Source organism: Achromobacter sp. 1L-A-4-B-C2 (assembly GCF_057291955.1).
In genome coordinates, this window is record NZ_JBXAWP010000004.1 from 19,642 (window position 1) to 34,956 (window position 15,315).

17 protein-coding genes are annotated in these 15,315 nt (G+C 63.7%); 11 read left to right on the plus strand and 6 right to left on the minus strand.

Annotated elements, in window-relative coordinates; genetic code table 11:
- Window positions 1–29 precede the first annotated feature (29 nt).
- Entirely contained in the window at window positions 30–716 is a 687-nt protein-coding gene (locus AC0Z35_RS18730; RefSeq protein ID WP_046807613.1) for a response regulator, read from the minus strand.
- A complete protein-coding gene (locus AC0Z35_RS18735) occupies window positions 697–1,269 on the minus strand; it encodes an RNA pyrophosphohydrolase (protein WP_006217428.1) in 573 nt (190 codons plus the stop codon). The genes AC0Z35_RS18730 and AC0Z35_RS18735 overlap by 20 nt, the downstream gene beginning before the upstream one ends.
- A 65-nt stretch (window positions 1,270–1,334) precedes the next feature.
- Here AC0Z35_RS18735 and AC0Z35_RS18740 point away from each other — a divergent pair, with 65 nt between their 5' ends.
- The 10 genes from AC0Z35_RS18740 to AC0Z35_RS18785 all read left to right on the plus strand — a co-directional run bounded on the left by AC0Z35_RS18740 (window position 1,335) and on the right by AC0Z35_RS18785 (window position 10,343).
- Window positions 1,335–3,065 carry a proline--tRNA ligase gene (locus AC0Z35_RS18740; RefSeq protein ID WP_046807612.1) on the plus strand — a complete coding sequence of 577 codons (1,731 nt, stop codon included), beginning with the start codon at window positions 1,335–1,337 and terminating at the stop codon, window positions 3,063–3,065.
- Between the two features lie 59 nt (window positions 3,066–3,124).
- Window positions 3,125–3,547, plus strand: coding sequence for a tol-pal system-associated acyl-CoA thioesterase (gene ybgC / locus AC0Z35_RS18745; RefSeq protein WP_046807629.1), 423 nt, complete (start codon window positions 3,125–3,127; stop codon window positions 3,545–3,547).
- Window positions 3,548–3,549: 2 nt separating this feature from the next.
- On the plus strand, window positions 3,550–4,230 hold the full coding sequence (gene tolQ, locus AC0Z35_RS18750; protein ID WP_046807611.1) for a protein TolQ: 681 nt from the start codon (window positions 3,550–3,552) through the stop codon (window positions 4,228–4,230).
- Window positions 4,230–4,691: an ExbD/TolR family protein gene (locus AC0Z35_RS18755; RefSeq protein ID WP_039882755.1), complete on the plus strand. Its 462-nt coding sequence runs from the start codon at window positions 4,230–4,232 to the stop codon at window positions 4,689–4,691. The genes tolQ and AC0Z35_RS18755 overlap by 1 nt, the downstream gene beginning before the upstream one ends.
- A 39-nt stretch (window positions 4,692–4,730) precedes the next feature.
- Window positions 4,731–5,864 (plus strand): cell envelope integrity protein TolA, encoded by a 1,134-nt coding sequence (gene tolA / locus AC0Z35_RS18760; protein WP_219991686.1) that lies wholly within the window; start codon window positions 4,731–4,733, stop codon window positions 5,862–5,864.
- A gap of 16 nt (window positions 5,865–5,880) precedes the next feature.
- Window positions 5,881–7,200 (plus strand): Tol-Pal system beta propeller repeat protein TolB, encoded by a 1,320-nt coding sequence (gene tolB / locus AC0Z35_RS18765; RefSeq protein ID WP_104145209.1) that lies wholly within the window; start codon window positions 5,881–5,883, stop codon window positions 7,198–7,200.
- Between the two features lie 31 nt (window positions 7,201–7,231).
- Window positions 7,232–7,732, plus strand: a complete 501-nt coding sequence (gene pal / locus AC0Z35_RS18770) for a peptidoglycan-associated lipoprotein Pal (RefSeq protein WP_006217420.1) — start codon at window positions 7,232–7,234, stop codon at window positions 7,730–7,732.
- Between the two features lie 87 nt (window positions 7,733–7,819).
- Window positions 7,820–8,506 carry a tol-pal system protein YbgF gene (gene ybgF / locus AC0Z35_RS18775; RefSeq protein WP_046806162.1) on the plus strand — a complete coding sequence of 229 codons (687 nt, stop codon included), beginning with the start codon at window positions 7,820–7,822 and terminating at the stop codon, window positions 8,504–8,506.
- Window positions 8,506–9,549: a FecCD family ABC transporter permease gene (locus tag AC0Z35_RS18780; protein WP_104145134.1), complete on the plus strand. Its 1,044-nt coding sequence runs from the start codon at window positions 8,506–8,508 to the stop codon at window positions 9,547–9,549. The genes ybgF and AC0Z35_RS18780 overlap by 1 nt, the downstream gene beginning before the upstream one ends.
- On the plus strand, window positions 9,546–10,343 hold the full coding sequence (locus AC0Z35_RS18785) for an ABC transporter ATP-binding protein (protein ID WP_219991685.1): 798 nt from the start codon (window positions 9,546–9,548) through the stop codon (window positions 10,341–10,343). The genes AC0Z35_RS18780 and AC0Z35_RS18785 overlap by 4 nt, the downstream gene beginning before the upstream one ends.
- Before the next feature lie 26 nt (window positions 10,344–10,369).
- Here the strand turns inward: AC0Z35_RS18785 and AC0Z35_RS18790 are convergent, their stop codons facing one another.
- Window positions 10,370–10,867: a YbaK/EbsC family protein gene (locus AC0Z35_RS18790; RefSeq protein ID WP_046806159.1), complete on the minus strand. Its 498-nt coding sequence runs from the start codon at window positions 10,865–10,867 to the stop codon at window positions 10,370–10,372.
- A gap of 186 nt (window positions 10,868–11,053) precedes the next feature.
- On the opposite strand from AC0Z35_RS18790, the gene AC0Z35_RS18795 reads away from it, so the two are divergent.
- Window positions 11,054–11,863 (plus strand): alpha/beta fold hydrolase, encoded by an 810-nt coding sequence (locus tag AC0Z35_RS18795; protein ID WP_485132713.1) that lies wholly within the window; start codon window positions 11,054–11,056, stop codon window positions 11,861–11,863.
- 93 nt (window positions 11,864–11,956) lie between these two features.
- On the opposite strand, the gene fusA is transcribed toward AC0Z35_RS18795, so the two are convergent.
- The 3 genes from fusA to AC0Z35_RS18810 form a co-directional block, all read right to left on the minus strand.
- Window positions 11,957–14,068: an elongation factor G gene (fusA, locus tag AC0Z35_RS18800; RefSeq protein ID WP_485132504.1), complete on the minus strand. Its 2,112-nt coding sequence runs from the start codon at window positions 14,066–14,068 to the stop codon at window positions 11,957–11,959.
- 321 nt (window positions 14,069–14,389) lie between these two features.
- Window positions 14,390–14,854 carry a universal stress protein gene (locus AC0Z35_RS18805; RefSeq protein WP_046806156.1) on the minus strand — a complete coding sequence of 155 codons (465 nt, stop codon included), beginning with the start codon at window positions 14,852–14,854 and terminating at the stop codon, window positions 14,390–14,392.
- Window positions 14,855–14,954: 100 nt separating this feature from the next.
- Window positions 14,955–15,302, minus strand: a complete 348-nt coding sequence (locus tag AC0Z35_RS18810; protein WP_046806155.1) for a protein tyrosine phosphatase family protein — start codon at window positions 15,300–15,302, stop codon at window positions 14,955–14,957.
- Window positions 15,303–15,315 lie beyond the last annotated feature (13 nt).

Consider the following 15,315-nt stretch of genomic DNA (forward strand, 5'->3'; position numbering starts at 1 on the left):
CGCGGCAACCCGGGGATCCGCAGGCTCACTTAGGTTTCCGTGGACTCGCTGGCCACGCTTTCCAGCATGTAGCCCAAGCCGCGAACGGTGACGATACGGACGTCGCTGCCGGCCAGTTTCTTGCGCAGCCGGTGCAGCACGACCTCGATGGCGTCCGGATTGGCTTCGCTATCGTGCGTGAAGACCTTGCCGAATAGCTGGGATTTGTCCACGGGGTAGCCACTGCGGGTCAGCAATGCCGCCAGGGCGGCATGTTCGCGCGGGGTCAGGAACAGCAGGGAGCCGTCCAATGTGAACGCGCGGCTTTCACTGTCGTAGGACAGCGAGCCGCATTGCAGGCGGGGATGTTGGCGGCCGCGGCTGCGACGCACCAGGGCGGTCAGCCGCGCTTCCAGTTCTTCCAGGGCGAAGGGCTTGGTCAGGAAATCGTCCGCGCCAAGATTCAGCCCGCGCACCCGGTCTTGCAGCGCACCTTGGGCGGTAAGCAGCAAGACCGGCGTGCGGTCGTCGCGGTTGCGCATTTCGCGCAGGACGACCAGACCGTGCTTGTCGGGCAGGCGCAGGTCCATGACGATGGCGTCATATTCCGTGCCCGCCATGAAGGCTTCGGCGGTGCGGGCATCTGCCGCGTGGTCCGGCACAAACCCGCTTTGGGCCAACGCGCGCATCAACCAGGACGCCATGTCCCGTTCGTCTTCAACCAACAATATGCGCATGACCGTCCGTTCCTTCGGGCAAATTCTCTGCTGCCCGCTGTCCGTGCACGCGTTGGCGCAGATAGCGGGTTTCGTGATGACGCCGAAAGAGGATCGCCGACAACTCGTTCAACGCCTGGGTATAGACGTCGCGCTTGAACTCGATGACAGCGTCCAGGGGTACCCAATACTGGCTCCAGCGCCAGGCATCGAATTCCGGATGCTGCGTCGCGCGCAAGCACACATCGCTGTCACGTCCCACCAGGCGCAACAAGAACCAAATCTGTTTTTGTCCTTTATAGTGGCCACGCCACTCACGCCGGACGAAGTGATCGGGCACGTTATAACGTAACCAATCGCGTGTACGCCCCAAAATACGGACATGCTCGGGCTTCAAGCCCACCTCTTCATGGAGTTCGCGATACATGGCCTGCACCGGGCTTTCGCCATATTTGATGCCGCCCTGGGGGAACTGCCATGCATGTTCCCTGATACGCTTGCCCCAAAAGACCTCGTTTCGACTGTTGACGAGAATGATGCCGACATTGGGGCGGTAGCCTTCGCGGTCAAGCATGGGCCACCCCCACCGAATTCAATACAATTACAGTCGATTATACGTATCTGCTGCCACCTTTAAACATGCGCGCATCCAACTACCACATCAACACCCTCAAAGAAGCCCCTTCCGAAGCCGAAGTCGCCAGCCACCAGCTGATGACCCGGGCCGGGATGATCCGCAAGCTCGCGGGCGGCATCTACACTTACATGCCCCTCGGGCTGAAGATCATCCGCAAGGTCGAGGCGATCGTCCGGGAAGAAATGAACGCGTCGGGCGCCATCGAGCTGCTGATGCCGGTGGTGCAACCCGCCGAACTCTGGCAGGAATCGGGCCGCTGGGAGCAATACGGCGCCGAGCTGCTGCGCATCAAGGATCGGCACCAGCGCGATTTCGTGCTGCAGCCTACGTCCGAGGAAGTCATCACCGACATCGCGCGCAATGAAATTCACAGCTATCGCCAGCTGCCGCTGAATTTCTATCACATCCAGACCAAGTTCCGCGACGAACGCCGTCCGCGCTTCGGGCTGATGCGTGGCCGCGAATTCACGATGAAGGACGCCTATTCGTTTGATCGCGACGAAGCCGGCGCGCTCAAGAGCTACGACACCATGTACGCCGCGTACATGCGTATCTTCGGCCGCCTGGGCCTGCAATTCCGCGCCGTGGCCGCCGATACCGGCTCCATCGGCGGCACGCGCAGCCACGAATTCCAGGTCATTGCCGACACCGGTGAAGACCTGCTGGTCTACAACGCCGAAACCGACTACGCCGCCAACATCGAACTGGCCGAAGCCGTGTCGCTGTATCCCACCCGGGGTGCGGCCACGCAAGCCATGGCCGACGTGGCAACGCCGGGCGCGGCCAAGTGCGAAGACGTGGCCAAGCTGTTGGGGCTGCCGCTGGACAAGACGATCAAATCGATCGTGCTTGCCACCGACGGCGACAAGGGCCGCGTCGACATCTGGCTGCTGCTCTTGCGCGGCGACCACGAACTGAACGAAATCAAGGCGGGCAAGCTACCCGGCCTGGCGGGCTTCCGCTTTGCCACGGAAAGCGAAATCGTCGAGTACTTCGGCTGCAAGCCGGGCTACCTTGGCCCCGTCAAGACGGCCAAGCCGGTGCACGTGATCGCCGACCGCACGGTCGCCAACATGGCGGATTTCGTCTGCGGCGCCAATAAAGAAGATTTCCACATCCAGGGCGTGAACTGGGGTCGCGACCTGCCCGAGCCCGAACTGGTGGCCGACCTGCGCAACGTCGTCGCGGGCGACCCGTCGCCGGACGGCAAGGGCACGCTGTCCATCCAGCGCGGCATCGAAGTAGGCCACGTCTTCTATCTGGGCAAGAAGTACTCCGAAGCCTTGAAGGCCACCTTCCTGGACGAGACCGGCAAGCCGGCGGTGCTGGAAATGGGCTGCTACGGCATCGGCGTGACCCGCATCGTGGGTGCTGCCATCGAGCAAAACCATGACGCGCGCGGCATCATCTGGCCCCGCGCGATCGCGCCTTTTGAAGTGGTTATCTGCCCGGTGGGCTGGGGCAAAAGTGAAACGGTGCGTGACACCGCGCAGAAGCTCTATGAATCCCTGCTGGCGCGCGGCGTGGACGTCATTCTTGATGACCGCGATGCTCGCCCCGGCGTCATGTTCGCCGAGTGGGAATTGATCGGCGCACCGCTGCGTGTAACAGTTGGAGAACGCGGCTTGAACGATGGTGTGGTGGAATTGCAAGCGCGTCGGGAAACCGAAGCTGCCAAGATTCCGGTAGAGTCCGCGCTTGAAGCGGTGCTGACGAAACTCGACACCCTTTAAACCCTATAGTAGATACGGACTTTACCGCGTCCCGACCCGCTTCATTGCCTACCCGCACCGTGACCGATCCGAAGTCCAACGAATCCCTGCTGCAAGTCCGTGTCTATTACGAAGACACGGATGCGGGCGGGGTGGTTTTCTACGCCAACTACTTGAAATTCCTGGAGCGCGCCCGCACGGAGTGGCTGCGCGCCCTGGGAGTCAACCAGTCCGGGCTGGCCGTTGACGAACAACGCTTATTCGTTGTCCGCTCCTTGGACATGTCCTACCGGAAACCGGCCAAACTGGACGATTTGCTTACCATACGCAGCCGAATCACCAAACTCGGCCGCGCTTCGATACACTTCGCGCAGCGCGCGGAACGCGACGGGGAACTGCTTGCCGAAGGCAACATCCAAGTCTGCTGTGTCGACGCCATTCACATGCGGCCGGCAGAGTTGCCAGCCGCCGTTCGCGCAAAACTGGAATTCATTCAGGAATAACCATGCAAGTCACCAACGACATGTCGTTGCTTTCGCTGATTTCGCACGCCAGCGTGCCGGTCCAGCTGATCATGTTGATGCTGTTGGGCATTTCGATCATGTCCTGGACGTACATTTTCGCCAAGCGCCTTGCCATCAAGCGGGCCCATACCCAAACCCGCCGTTTTGAAGACGACTTCTGGTCGGGCGGCGACTTGTCCATGCTGCAACAGGCCGTGGCGTCGCGCCGCGACGAACAAGGCGCCCTGGCCCGCATCTTCGATGCCGGCATGACCGAATTCCTGAAAGCGCGCCGCGGCAATTCGGCCGGCGACGCCACCGCATTGCTGGACGGCCCGCGCCGCGCCATGCGCGCCGCCTACCAGCGCGAAATGGACGCGCTGGAATCGCACCTGAACTTCCTGGCCTCGGCCGGTTCGGTGTCGCCTTACATTGGCCTGCTGGGTACGGTCTGGGGCATCATGCACGCCTTCATCGGCCTGTCGAACATGCAGCAAGCCACGCTGGCTTCGGTGGCTCCCGGCATCGCCGAAGCGCTGATCGCTACCGCCATCGGCCTGTTTGCCGCCATTCCCGCCGTGGTCGCCTACAACCGCTTCACGAACGACATCGACCGCATCTCGATCCGTTTCGATAGCTTCGTCGACGAATTCCTGAACATTCTGCAACGGCAGGTGCGCTAATGCCCTCGGTAAGCTCACGCGGCAGGTCCGGCCGCCGCATGAAGGCCGACATCAACGTGGTGCCGTACATCGACGTGATGCTGGTGCTGCTGGTCATCTTCATGGTGACCGCTCCGCTGATCACGCCCGGGCTGATCCAGCTGCCTTCCGTTGGCGCGGCCTCGGATGTGCCGGTCAAGCCGCTGGAAGTGCAGATCTCTGAAGACGGCAAGATCGCGCTGCGCATGCGCGAGCCCGGCGCGACGATGCAAGACATCGCCCGCCCCGAGCTCGTGGCGCAGGTGCGTTCGCGTATTACCGCGGAAACGCCGGTGGTGATCGCCGCCGACGGCAAGGTGCCCTATGAGACGGTCGTCAAGGTGATGGACGAGCTACGCACCAACGGCATCACCCGCCTGGGCTTGCTGGTGGACCAGTCCGCCGCAGGCACGTCCCAGCCCGCATCCGCGAAAAAACGCTAACGCGCCGCCTTCCGCCGGCTTTGCCGGCATGCAACGCCCATGACGCCACCCATTATTCGACACCGCAGCGGCCCACCGGCCACCCCGCCCAACAACGACAACCGGAATGCGCTCATTCTGGCCGTGGCGGTGCACTTGCTGCTGCTCGTCGCCCTGATTTTTGGCGTGAACTGGCGCACGGAGGCCCCCGGCCCCGTCGAAGTCCAGCTCTGGGCCGACGGCAATTCGCCCGTCGCCCCGCCGCCCACGCCGCAACCCGAACAGCCCAAGCCGCAGCCTAAACCCGAGCCCAAGCCCGAGCCCGAAAAGGCGCCCGAGCCGCCGCCCCCTCCCCCGCCTCCCCCTCCTCCGAAGCCCGAGCCCGCGGCTCAGCCCAAGACCGAGGAAGTCGATCCCGAGATCGCCATCCAGGAAGCCAAGAAAAAGCGCGAGCAGGAAGAAAAGGCAAAGCAGGCTGCTGAGGCCAAGGAAAAGGCGCGCCTTGAAGAAGAGCGCAAGCAGGCAGAACTGAAAGAAAAGAAGCGCCTGGAGCAAGAACGCCAGGCGGCTGAGAAGGCCGCTGCCGAGAAGGCGGCCGCTGAAAAGGCCGCGGCCGACAAGGCTGCTGCCGAGAAAGCTGCTGAAAAGGCCGCTGCCGACAAGGCTGCCGCCGAGAAAAAGGCCAAGGAAGACGCCGCCAAGAAGGCTGCCGCTGAAAAGGCTGCTGCCGACAAGGCTGCTGCCGAAAAGGCGGCCGCTGACAAAGCCGCTGCCGAAAAGGCCGCTGCCGAGAAAGCCGCCGCCGCCAAGAAGGCAGCTGCCGACAAGGCGCTCAAGGATGCATTCCGCAACGACGCGCTGGGCGCTGCCGGCATTCCCGGCGGCACGGCAGACCGCAACCAGGCGGGCGGCGGACGCGACAATGGCTACGCCGCCAAGGTCCGCGCCTGCATCCTTCCCGGCGTGGCTTACCAGCCCCCGCCGCGCAACGGCTCGGCCAATCCGACCGCACAATACCGGGTACAGTTAGGCACTGACGGGAAGGTTAACGGCGTGACCCTGACCGATTCTTCGGGCAACCCGGCATTCGACCGCGCGGTCGAAACCGGTATCCGCCGCTGCAACCCCTTCCCCAAGCCCTCCACGGGCGGCTACGACAAGTTCATTGACGTAGTGCACAAAATGTATGATTGACAGGAGATTGATGAATATGACTCCCGCTTATAGCCGACGAGGTTCCCTCCTCGCTCTCTGGCGATCGTATGGGCTCGGTTTGCTGATGCTTGCGCTGTGCCTGATGGCCGCCAAGCCCGCCCATGCGCAACTGCGTGTCGATATTTCCGGCACCGGCGCCACGCAATATCCGGTAGCGATCGCCGACTTTGCCGTTGACGACACCCACGGCCGCGCCCTGGCCGAAGTGATCCGCGCCGACCTGACCCGCACGGGCCAGTTCCGCCTGATCAACGCCGCGGGCTCCGGCCTGAATGTTGATTCCCCCATCGCCCATGACGACTGGCGCGGCAAAGGCGCCGACTTCCTGGCATATGGCAGCATCACCCGTGGCGCCGATGGCCGCTACGACGTCCGCTACCGCCTGGCCGATACGGTCAAGAAAGGTCAGCTGGATGGCGTGGCATTTTCGGGCACGGAGCAGGAACTGCGCCGCGTCGCTCACCAGATCGCTGACCGCATCTACGAAAAGATCACCGGCGTTCGCGGCGTGTTCTCGACCCGCATCGCCTACGTGCTGAAGAAGGGTGCCACCTACGAACTGCAAGTGGCCGACGCCGACGGGCAGAACCCGCAAGTTGCGCTGCGCTCGCGCGAGCCCATCATTTCGCCCTCGTGGTCGCCTGACGGCGCCAAGCTGGCCTACGTGAGCTTCGAGTCCGGCAAGCCCGTCGTATACGTGCACACGCTGGCTACCAGCGCCCGCGTACCGGTGGCGAACTTCAAGGGCAACAACAGCGCCCCCGCGTGGTCGCCTGACGGCTCCAAGCTGGCCGTGGCCCTGACGCGCGATGGTTTGTCGCAAATTTACATCGTTGGAGCGTCGGATGGCGCCAATCCCACGCGAGTTACGCGTTCTCCCGGGATTGACACTGAACCGACCTTTACGCCAGACGGTGCTTCCATTATCTTTACGAGTGACCGCAGCGGCGGGCCGCAAATCTATCAGACCGGCTCGACAGGTGGCGAAGCTCGCCGCCTCACGTTTAATGGTGGTTACAACATATCACCCCGAATTTCCCCCGATGGATCGACGCTGCTGTACGTTGCAAGACGCGACGGCGCGTTTCGAATCGCGTCGTTGAACCTGTCCTCAGGCTCCGAATCCTTGATCACTGATGGTCGTGACGATCAGTCGCCAAGTTTCGCGCCGAATGGCATGCAAGTCCTTTACGCCGCCATCCAAAATGGACGTAGCGTACTTGCGGGTGTTTCGAGCGATGGCCGCGTACGGCAGACGCTTTCGGTACTGAACGGGGAAATACGTGAACCGACTTGGGGCCCATTTACCCGATAACACGTGTGACTCTCTTTGCAAAGGAACTATCATGAAGTCGCGCATTGCCAAAAGCCTGACCATTGCCGCTCTGGCTGCCACTCTGGCAGCTTGCAGCTCCGTCCCTCTCGACGATAAAGCGGGTCAGGGCGGAGGCGCTGGCCAAGGATCTTCGGCCTCTGGCCAAATCCTTGATCCCTTTAACCCCCAAAGCATCCTGGCGCAACAGCGCTCGGTGTACTTTGATTTCGACAGCTACACCGTGTCGGACCAGTACCGCGGCTTGGTCGAAACCCACGCCCGCTACCTGGCTTCGCACCAGCAGCAGAAGGTCAAGATCGAAGGCAACACCGACGAACGCGGCGGTGCTGAGTACAACCTGGCCCTGGGCCAGCGTCGTGCAGACGCCGTGCGTCGCATGATGACCCTGCTGGGCGTCAGCGACAACCAGATCGAAACCATCAGCTTCGGCAAAGAAAAGCCGAAGTCGACGGGTACGTCGGAAGCCGACTTTGCTGAAAACCGCCGCGCCGATATCAACTATCTGCGTTAAGCTTTTCGCTTAAGTCAAAGAGCCCTACCACGCGTCGGGACGGTCAGCCGGCCGTCCCGACGTTTGTTTTTATACCCGGGAATATTCATGCGCGATAAAGTTCTGTCCCTGCGTCCTCTGATTGTGGCCTCCGGCCTTGTGCTTGCGGCATTGGCGGCGCCCGCCCACGCTTTTTCCGACGATGAGGCCCGCAAGGCCATCCTGGATTTGCGCCAGCAGGTGCAGCAGCAGAACGAGCAAAGCCAACGGGCCAAGCTGCAACTGGCTGATCAGATTCAATCCCTGCAGCAAGAGGTCGCCCAACTGCGCGACCAGCTCGAATTGGTGTCGCGCCAGCAGCCCAGCGCCAAGCCGGGCGCCCCCAGCGGCACCAACCCGCCGGGCACCGCCGCCGGCGATCCGCAGGAACAAGCCGCCTATGACGGCGCCATGGACCTGTTCCGCAAGGGCCAATACAAAGAAGCCGCCGAATCGCTGGCCGCTTTCACGGCCCTGTACCCGAACAGCCAACTGGCCCCCAGCGCGCAGTTCTACCTGGGAAGCAGCCGCTACGGCATGAAAGACTTCAAGGGCGCCATCGAACAGTTGACCGCCATGGTCCAGAAGTCGCCCGACAACGCGCGCGCCCCTGACGCCTTGCTCATCATCGCGGGCGGTCAGATCGAACTGAACAACCGCGCGGGCGCCAAGGCCACCTTGCAACGCATCGTGCGCGACTACCCCAACGCCCAAGCCGCCAGCACGGCCAAGAGCCGCCTCCAACTGCTGCAGTAATGCCAAACGCCGCAAGCGCGGTCAGCGCCTATCGGCGCATCGTGCGCCGCCGCGCGGGGCTTATCGCCCTGCTGCTGGCGGCGATTTTCATTGCGCTGCTGATTGACTTCACCATCGGCCCGTCGGGCCTGCCATGGCGCGAGCTATGGCTGACCCTGACCACGCCCGCGTCGGCGGATGCGACGGTACGCGTCATTGTCTGGGACATACGCCTGCCCTCCGCGCTGATGGCCGCGCTGGTCGGCATGGCGCTGGGTTTGGCCGGGGCCGAAATGCAGACCATCTTGAACAACCCGCTGGCCAGCCCTTTCACGCTGGGCGTCTCGTCTGCCGCGGCGTTCGGCGCGTCGCTGGCCATCGTGTTGCAGCTTGGCGTGCCCGGCATTCCGGACGCCTGGCTGATCGCCGGCAACGCTTTTCTGTTTGCGATGTTTGCGGCTTTGTTGCTGGACGTCGTGGCGCGCTGGAGCGGCATGAACACCTCGGGGGTGGTGCTGTTCGGCATCGCCATGGTGTTCTCGTTCAACGCCCTGGTGTCGCTGGTGCAATTCCTGGCCAGCGCCGAGGCCCTGCAAAGCCTGGTCTTCTGGACCATGGGCAGCCTGTCCCGCTCCAACTGGACAACGGCCGGCGTGCTGGCCCTGGCCGTCGCCGTGGCCATGCCCCTGGCAATGCGCCAGTCGTGGAAACTGACGGCGCTGCGGCTAGGTGAAGATCGCGCGGCCAGCTTTGGCGTGGACGTACGCCGCGTCCGGGTTGCCGCGCTGGCGCGTGTCAGCCTGCTGTCTGCGCTGGCGGTGGCATTCGTGGGCACCATTGGTTTCATCGGCCTGGTCGCGCCGCACATCGCACGCCGGCTGTTCGGCGAAGATCACCGCTTTTACCTGCCCGGCAGCGCGCTGGTGGGCGGGCTGATTCTGTCGCTGGCTTCCGTCGTTTCCAAAAACCTGATGCCAGGCGTCGTCGTGCCGGTTGGCATTGTGACGGCGCTGGTCGGCATTCCTTTTTTCGTGGCGGTCGTGTTGCGCCGACAACTGCCATGACGCGGCAAGCCGCCCTGGACGTACACGATCTGAACGCGGGCTATAGCCGCGAGGACGTCCTGCATGGGCTGTCCATCCCGTCGCTGGTGGCGGGCGAAGTCACCGCCCTGCTCGGGCCGAACGGCAGCGGCAAGTCCACCCTGCTCAAGGCATTGGCAGGGCTGGTTCGCACTCGCGGCGGCAGCGTCATGCTGGATGGCCAGGACATGACCCGCCTGGGCGTGGGCGAACGCGCCCGCCACATGGTGTATCTGCCGCAAAGCCTGCCGGCCGCCGTGCACCTGCGGGTGTTTGAATCGGTGCTGGTGGCGGCCAGGGCCAGCCGCGACGCCCTGGCGCCGCCGCTGCAATTGTCGGATATCGACCGCCTGCTGGCGCGGCTGGGCATAGCCCACCTTGCGCTGCATTACCTGGACGCGCTGTCGGGTGGCCAGAAGCAACTGGTGGGATTGGCGCAAGCGCTGATCCGCCAGCCGCGCGTTCTGCTGCTGGACGAGCCCCTGTCCGCGCTGGACCTGAATTACCAGTTTCACGTGATGCGGCTGCTCAAACAAGAAACCCAGGAACACGGGCTGATCAGCGTTATCGTGCTGCACGACCTGAACGTGGCTTTGCAGCACGCAGATCGCGCGGTGATGATCCAGCACGGACGACTGCACGCGCAAGGCGCGCCTGCCGACGTGATCACGCCCGAATCCCTGGCGGCGGTGTATGGCGTGCAAGGCCGTGTCGAAGCGTGTTCGCGCGGGCTACGCCAAGTGCTGATCGACGGGCTTAACGAACGCCCCCGTTAGCCCGCCGTGGACGCGTTAAGGCGCGCTCAGGCGCGTTGGGCCACATCGACCACCGGCGCGCCCGTCATGTCGGCGAGCTGCTTGGGCGTCAGGTTGAAGACGGCGTGCGGGTGGCCGGCGGCGGCCCAGAGGCTGTCGTAATTGAATAAATCCGCGTCCAGCAGCATGACCGGCTTGACGGCATGCCCGATGGGGCACACGCCGCCAATGGCGTAGCCCGTCATGTCGCGAACGAACTTGGCATCGGCCTTGGCCAACGCGCCGACCTGTTCGGCCACCTTCGCTTCGTCCACGCGATTAGCGCCGCTGGCGATGACCAGCACCGGCGCGTTGTCGGACGCGCGTCGGAAAATGATGGACTTGGCAATCTGCGCCACCTCGCAACCCAGGCCCTGCGCCGCCTCGGCCGACGTCCTGCCGGATTGCGGCAGGACCACCACCGGCTTGTCATGGCCGATTTCCAATAACAGGCGGGCAACACGCTGGGCGGATTCGGGCAACGCGGCAAGCGATTCGGGGGACATCGTGCGGACTCCATGAAAGACGGGCGGCAGCGCTGCGGACGCTGCCTTGTTCAATGCCGATGACGAGTTTATCAGCGGCGCCCCCGGGGCGTGCACGGGCGTTCCAGCGCGTAGCCGGACGTTGGCGCGGGACCTTGCCACGGCCCACGCTAGAATGCGGACCTGGCTTTTCCATTTATGCCCCTCATGCGTTCCGAACCCGTTCTTCCGCTGCAAACCGCCTTGATCGGCGGCTACGCCATGTCCTACACCGAGTACGGCAGCGGCGTGCCGCTGGTGCTGGTGCACGGGTCGCTGTCCGACTGCCGCTACTGGAAGTCGCAAATGGCACCGCTGGGCAAATCGTTTCGCGTGCTGGCGGTATGTCTGCGCCGCTATTGGCCGGAAAGCTGGGACGGTGAAGGCGACGGCTTTTCGATTGAGCAACACGCCGCCGACGTGCTGGAATTTATCGATACCGTGGCGGGCGGACCCGCCCATCTGGTGGGCCATTCGCGCGGCGGCCGCGTCGCGCTGGAAGCGGCATTGGCCATGCCCGATGCGGTGCGCAGCCTGACGCTGGCCGACCCCGGCTTGCCCCCGCCCGGCGGCGACGATGCGCGCGGCGGCTTTCGCCAACGCGCATTGGCGCTGATCCGCCAAGGCGACGTCGAAGAAGGGCTGGCCCTGTTCGTGGACACGGTAACGGGGCCGAACACGTGGCAGCGCATGGTGCCGTGGTTCAAGGAGATGGTGCGCGACAACGTCGGCACGCTGTTTGGCCAGGCCGACGAAAGGCCGGGAGCGCTGACGCCACAGCAGATCGGCACCCTGAAGATGCCCACGCTGCTGATCGGTGGGGCGTTAAGCCCCGCCCCCTATCCGGCTGTCCTGGACGCCTTGTCCGAATGGCTGCCGCACGCGCACCGCGTAACGGTGGTGGGCTCGTCCCATGGCATGAACCTGGGCAACCCGCGCGTGTTCAACAACGCCATTCAGGAATTCATCGGCGGCTGAAAGCGGCAGCCGTTCGCGCCGGCCTGGTTTGGCCGGCGCAAAACCAACGCCCCGGGCGCGCGCCACGCCCCTGCGCGCGTCGCCCCGTCCGCGTCAGCGGCCGGCGCCCTGGGCCGCGATGATCTCCTGCGCTACCTGACGCGGTGCTTCGGCGTAGTGCTTGAACTCCATCGTGTAGGTGGCTCGCCCCTGCGTCAGCGAACGCAATGACGTGGAATACCCAAACATCTCGGCCAGCGGGACCTCGGCGCGCACCACCTTGCCGCCCCCGCCCGCGATGTCTTCCATGCCCTGCACCATGCCGCGCCGCGAGGACAGATCGCCCATCACGTTGCCGGTGAAGTCCTCGGGCGTCTCCACCTCGACCTGCATCATGGGTTCCAGCAGCACCGGGTCCGCACGGCGCATGCCTTCCTTGAACGCCATCGAGCCCGCCATCTTGAACGCGTTCTCGTTCGAGTCCACGTCGTGGTACGACCCGAAGAACAGCGTTGCCTTCACGTCCACGACGGGGTAGCCCGCCAGCACGCCGGCATTGAGCGATTCGCGGATGCCCTTGTCGACTGCCGGGATGAATTCGCGCGGCACCACGCCGCCCTTGATGGCGTCGACAAACTCGTAGCCCTTGCCGGGTTCCTGCGGTTCAAGCTTCAACACCACGTGGCCGTACTGGCCGCGCCCGCCCGACTGCTTGACGAACTTGCCTTCGACTTCGTTGCAGGCCTTGCGGATGGTTTCGCGGTAAGCCACCTGCGGCTTGCCCACGGTGGCTTCCACGTTGAACTCGCGTTTCATGCGATCAACCAGAATTTCCAGGTGCAGTTCGCCCATGCCCGAAATGATGGTCTGGCCAGATTCTTCGTCGGTGCGCACGCGAAACGACGGGTCTTCCTGCGCCAGCCGGTTCAGGGCGATGCCCATCTTTTCCTGGTCGGCCTTGGTCTTGGGTTCCACCGCCTGCGAAATCACGGGTTCAGGGAAGATCATGCGTTCCAGCACGATGATGTGGGCAGGATCGCTAAGCGTGTCGCCCGTGGTCACGTCCTTGATGCCCACCGCCGCCGCGATGTCGCCGGCGTACACCTCGGTGATTTCGCGCCGCTCGTTGGCGTGCATCTGCAAGATGCGGCCCAGGCGTTCTTTCTTGCCCTTGATGGGGTTGTAGACCGAGTCGCCCGACTTCACCACGCCCGAATACACGCGGAAGAACACCAGTTGGCCAACGAACGGGTCCGTCATGATCTTGAAGGCCAGCGCCGAGAACGGCTCGTTATCAGCCGGATGGCGTTCAATTTCACGGTCGCGCTCGTCGTGCCCCTTGATGGCGGGCACATCCACCGGCGACGGCATGTAGTCGATCACGGCGTCCAGCATGGCCTGCACGCCCTTGTTCTTGAAGGCGCTGCCACAGAGCATGGGCACGATTTCGTTGGCGATGGTGCGCGCGCGCAGGCCCTGCTTGATTTCCTCTTCGGTCAGGGTCTCGCCGGACAGGTATTTTTCAAGCAGCGTCTCATTGGCCTCGGCCGCCTTCTCCACCATCTTGTCGTGCCACTTCTGCGCCTCGGCCTGCATGGCCTGCGGGATGTCTTCGTACTGGAACTTCACGCCCTGGCTGGCGTCGTCCCAGATGATGGCCTTCATCTTGACCAGGTCGATCACGCCTTCGAAGTGGTCTTCGGCGCCCACGGGCAGCTGGATCGGCACCGCATCGCCTTTCAGGCGTTCGGCGATCTGGCGTTGCACGCGCAGGAAATCCGCGCCCACGCGATCCATCTTGTTCACGAAGGCCAGGCGCGGCACCTTGTACTTGTTGGCCTGACGCCAGACCGTTTCCGACTGCGGCTGCACGCCGCCCACTGCGTCATAAACCATGACGGCGCCGTCCAGCACGCGCATGGACCGTTCCACCTCGATGGTGAAGTCCACGTGGCCCGGCGTGTCGATGATGTTGATGCGGTGTTCGGGATAATTGCCGGCCATGCCCTTCCAGAAGGCGGTGGTGGCAGCCGATGTGATGGTGATGCCGCGTTCCTGCTCTTGTTCCATCCAATCCATCACGGCGGCGCCGTCATGGACTTCGCCGATTTTGTGCGTGATGCCGGTATAGAAGAGGATGCGCTCGGTGGTCGTCGTTTTGCCCGCGTCGATATGGGCGCTGATGCCGATATTGCGGTAAAGCTCGATACGCGTCTTGCGGGTCATGGCCTCTTCCTTGCAGGGAACCACTGGGCAGTACGGCAAGCCCGACCGGGCGCTGCCGCGGCGGGCGCCATGCCGCGTTTCGTAGGGGTAATGCGTAACCGCGCCCGCGCTGATGCGTAAATATTACGCGCGGCGCGTCAACTTTCAAGCTTTGCCACTACGCGCGATAAGGATTCACGATTCGTCCGGGGACACCCGCTCATCGCGGCCCCGGCTTCGTTGCCCGCGTGCACAAAAAAAGCCCCTCGGGTAGTAGAGGGGCTTCGGCGCGCCGCGCAGGACGCGGCGGCGAGAAACAAGCGCGCGCTATCTGCTACGCGCTTACTTCTTTTCTTCCTTGACGCGGTACACCAGCACGGCGGTGGTGGCCAGCGACAGCACCTTGGCCGTGACACTGCCCAGCAGCAGGCGCGACAGGCCGCTACGGCCGTGGCTGCCAATGAAGATCAGGTCGCAACCGGCGTCGGTCGCCGCTTGCACGATGCCGTCGGCAACGTTGAAGTTGGAGACGGCGCGCGCCTCGGACTTGACGCCGGCGGTGTCGGCGCGGTCGGTGATCTGCTTGAGGTACTTGTCGGCTTGCTCGGCCGATGCCTTCTCGTAGTCTTCGTCGGTAATGGCGTACGCAGCGGCCATGCCGTCGAAACCGATGGTGGCAGCGAACGGCTGGGTCACGTACAGCGCGACGACTTCGGCGCCAACCGAACGGGCGAACGAAATGCCCGCGTTGGCGGCTTGGGCCGACAGCGGCGAACCGTCGGTGGGAATCAGGATCTTCTTGAACATCTTGCCTGCTCCTGTTTGAGAGGAATCTTTATGCTACTGGAAAAGCCGCCTGGTTCACATCAACGGAACCCGGCGACATTGATGCACGTCAAGATTGGGTTCAGCTGCCCAGCTGCTGCGCGGCGGCGTACAAGTTGGTGCAGCGCGTACCGGTGCGGCAGTAGGCCAGCACGGGACCGGGCAGCGTCTTGAGCAATTCGGCGAATCGGACCACGTCGGACACCGTCATGGCGCTGCCGACCACGGGCTGATATTCGATCTTCAGGCCGGCCGCTTCGGCGGCCTTGGAGACGTCGGCGGCCGTGGGCTGATCGGGGCCGCCTTCGAAATCGGGGCGGTTGATGATGACGCTTTTGTAGCCGGCGGCTGCGACATCGGCCATGTCGTCAGGGCCGAGCTGCGGCGCAACGGCAAAATTGTCGGTCAGGGGTTTGATGGGTGCGGACATGGCGGTTCCTTCA

Bases quoted from the DNA above. Each gene is read 5' to 3' on its own strand.
- ybgF (WP_046806162.1), top strand. From the start codon at position 7,820: ATGCGCGATAAAGTTCTGTCCCTGCGTCCTCTGATTGTGGCCTCCGGC.
- tolA (WP_219991686.1), top strand. From the start codon at position 4,731: ATGACGCCACCCATTATTCGACACCGCAGCGGCCCACCGGCCACCCCG.
- pal (WP_006217420.1), top strand. From the start codon at position 7,232: ATGAAGTCGCGCATTGCCAAAAGCCTGACCATTGCCGCTCTGGCTGCC.
- AC0Z35_RS18785 (WP_219991685.1), top strand. From the start codon at position 9,546: ATGACGCGGCAAGCCGCCCTGGACGTACACGATCTGAACGCGGGCTAT.
- AC0Z35_RS18735 (WP_006217428.1), bottom strand. From the start codon at position 1,269: ATGCTTGACCGCGAAGGCTACCGCCCCAATGTCGGCATCATTCTCGTC.
- AC0Z35_RS18795 (WP_485132713.1), top strand. From the start codon at position 11,054: ATGCGTTCCGAACCCGTTCTTCCGCTGCAAACCGCCTTGATCGGCGGC.
- AC0Z35_RS18730 (WP_046807613.1), bottom strand. From the start codon at position 716: ATGCGCATATTGTTGGTTGAAGACGAACGGGACATGGCGTCCTGGTTG.
- AC0Z35_RS18780 (WP_104145134.1), top strand. From the start codon at position 8,506: ATGCCAAACGCCGCAAGCGCGGTCAGCGCCTATCGGCGCATCGTGCGC.
- fusA (WP_485132504.1), bottom strand. From the start codon at position 14,068: ATGACCCGCAAGACGCGTATCGAGCTTTACCGCAATATCGGCATCAGC.
- AC0Z35_RS18805 (WP_046806156.1), bottom strand. From the start codon at position 14,854: ATGTTCAAGAAGATCCTGATTCCCACCGACGGTTCGCCGCTGTCGGCC.
- AC0Z35_RS18810 (WP_046806155.1), bottom strand. From the start codon at position 15,302: ATGTCCGCACCCATCAAACCCCTGACCGACAATTTTGCCGTTGCGCCG.
- tolB (WP_104145209.1), top strand. From the start codon at position 5,881: ATGACTCCCGCTTATAGCCGACGAGGTTCCCTCCTCGCTCTCTGGCGA.
- tolQ (WP_046807611.1), top strand. From the start codon at position 3,550: ATGCAAGTCACCAACGACATGTCGTTGCTTTCGCTGATTTCGCACGCC.
- AC0Z35_RS18755 (WP_039882755.1), top strand. From the start codon at position 4,230: ATGCCCTCGGTAAGCTCACGCGGCAGGTCCGGCCGCCGCATGAAGGCC.
- AC0Z35_RS18790 (WP_046806159.1), bottom strand. From the start codon at position 10,867: ATGTCCCCCGAATCGCTTGCCGCGTTGCCCGAATCCGCCCAGCGTGTT.
- AC0Z35_RS18740 (WP_046807612.1), top strand. From the start codon at position 1,335: ATGCGCGCATCCAACTACCACATCAACACCCTCAAAGAAGCCCCTTCC.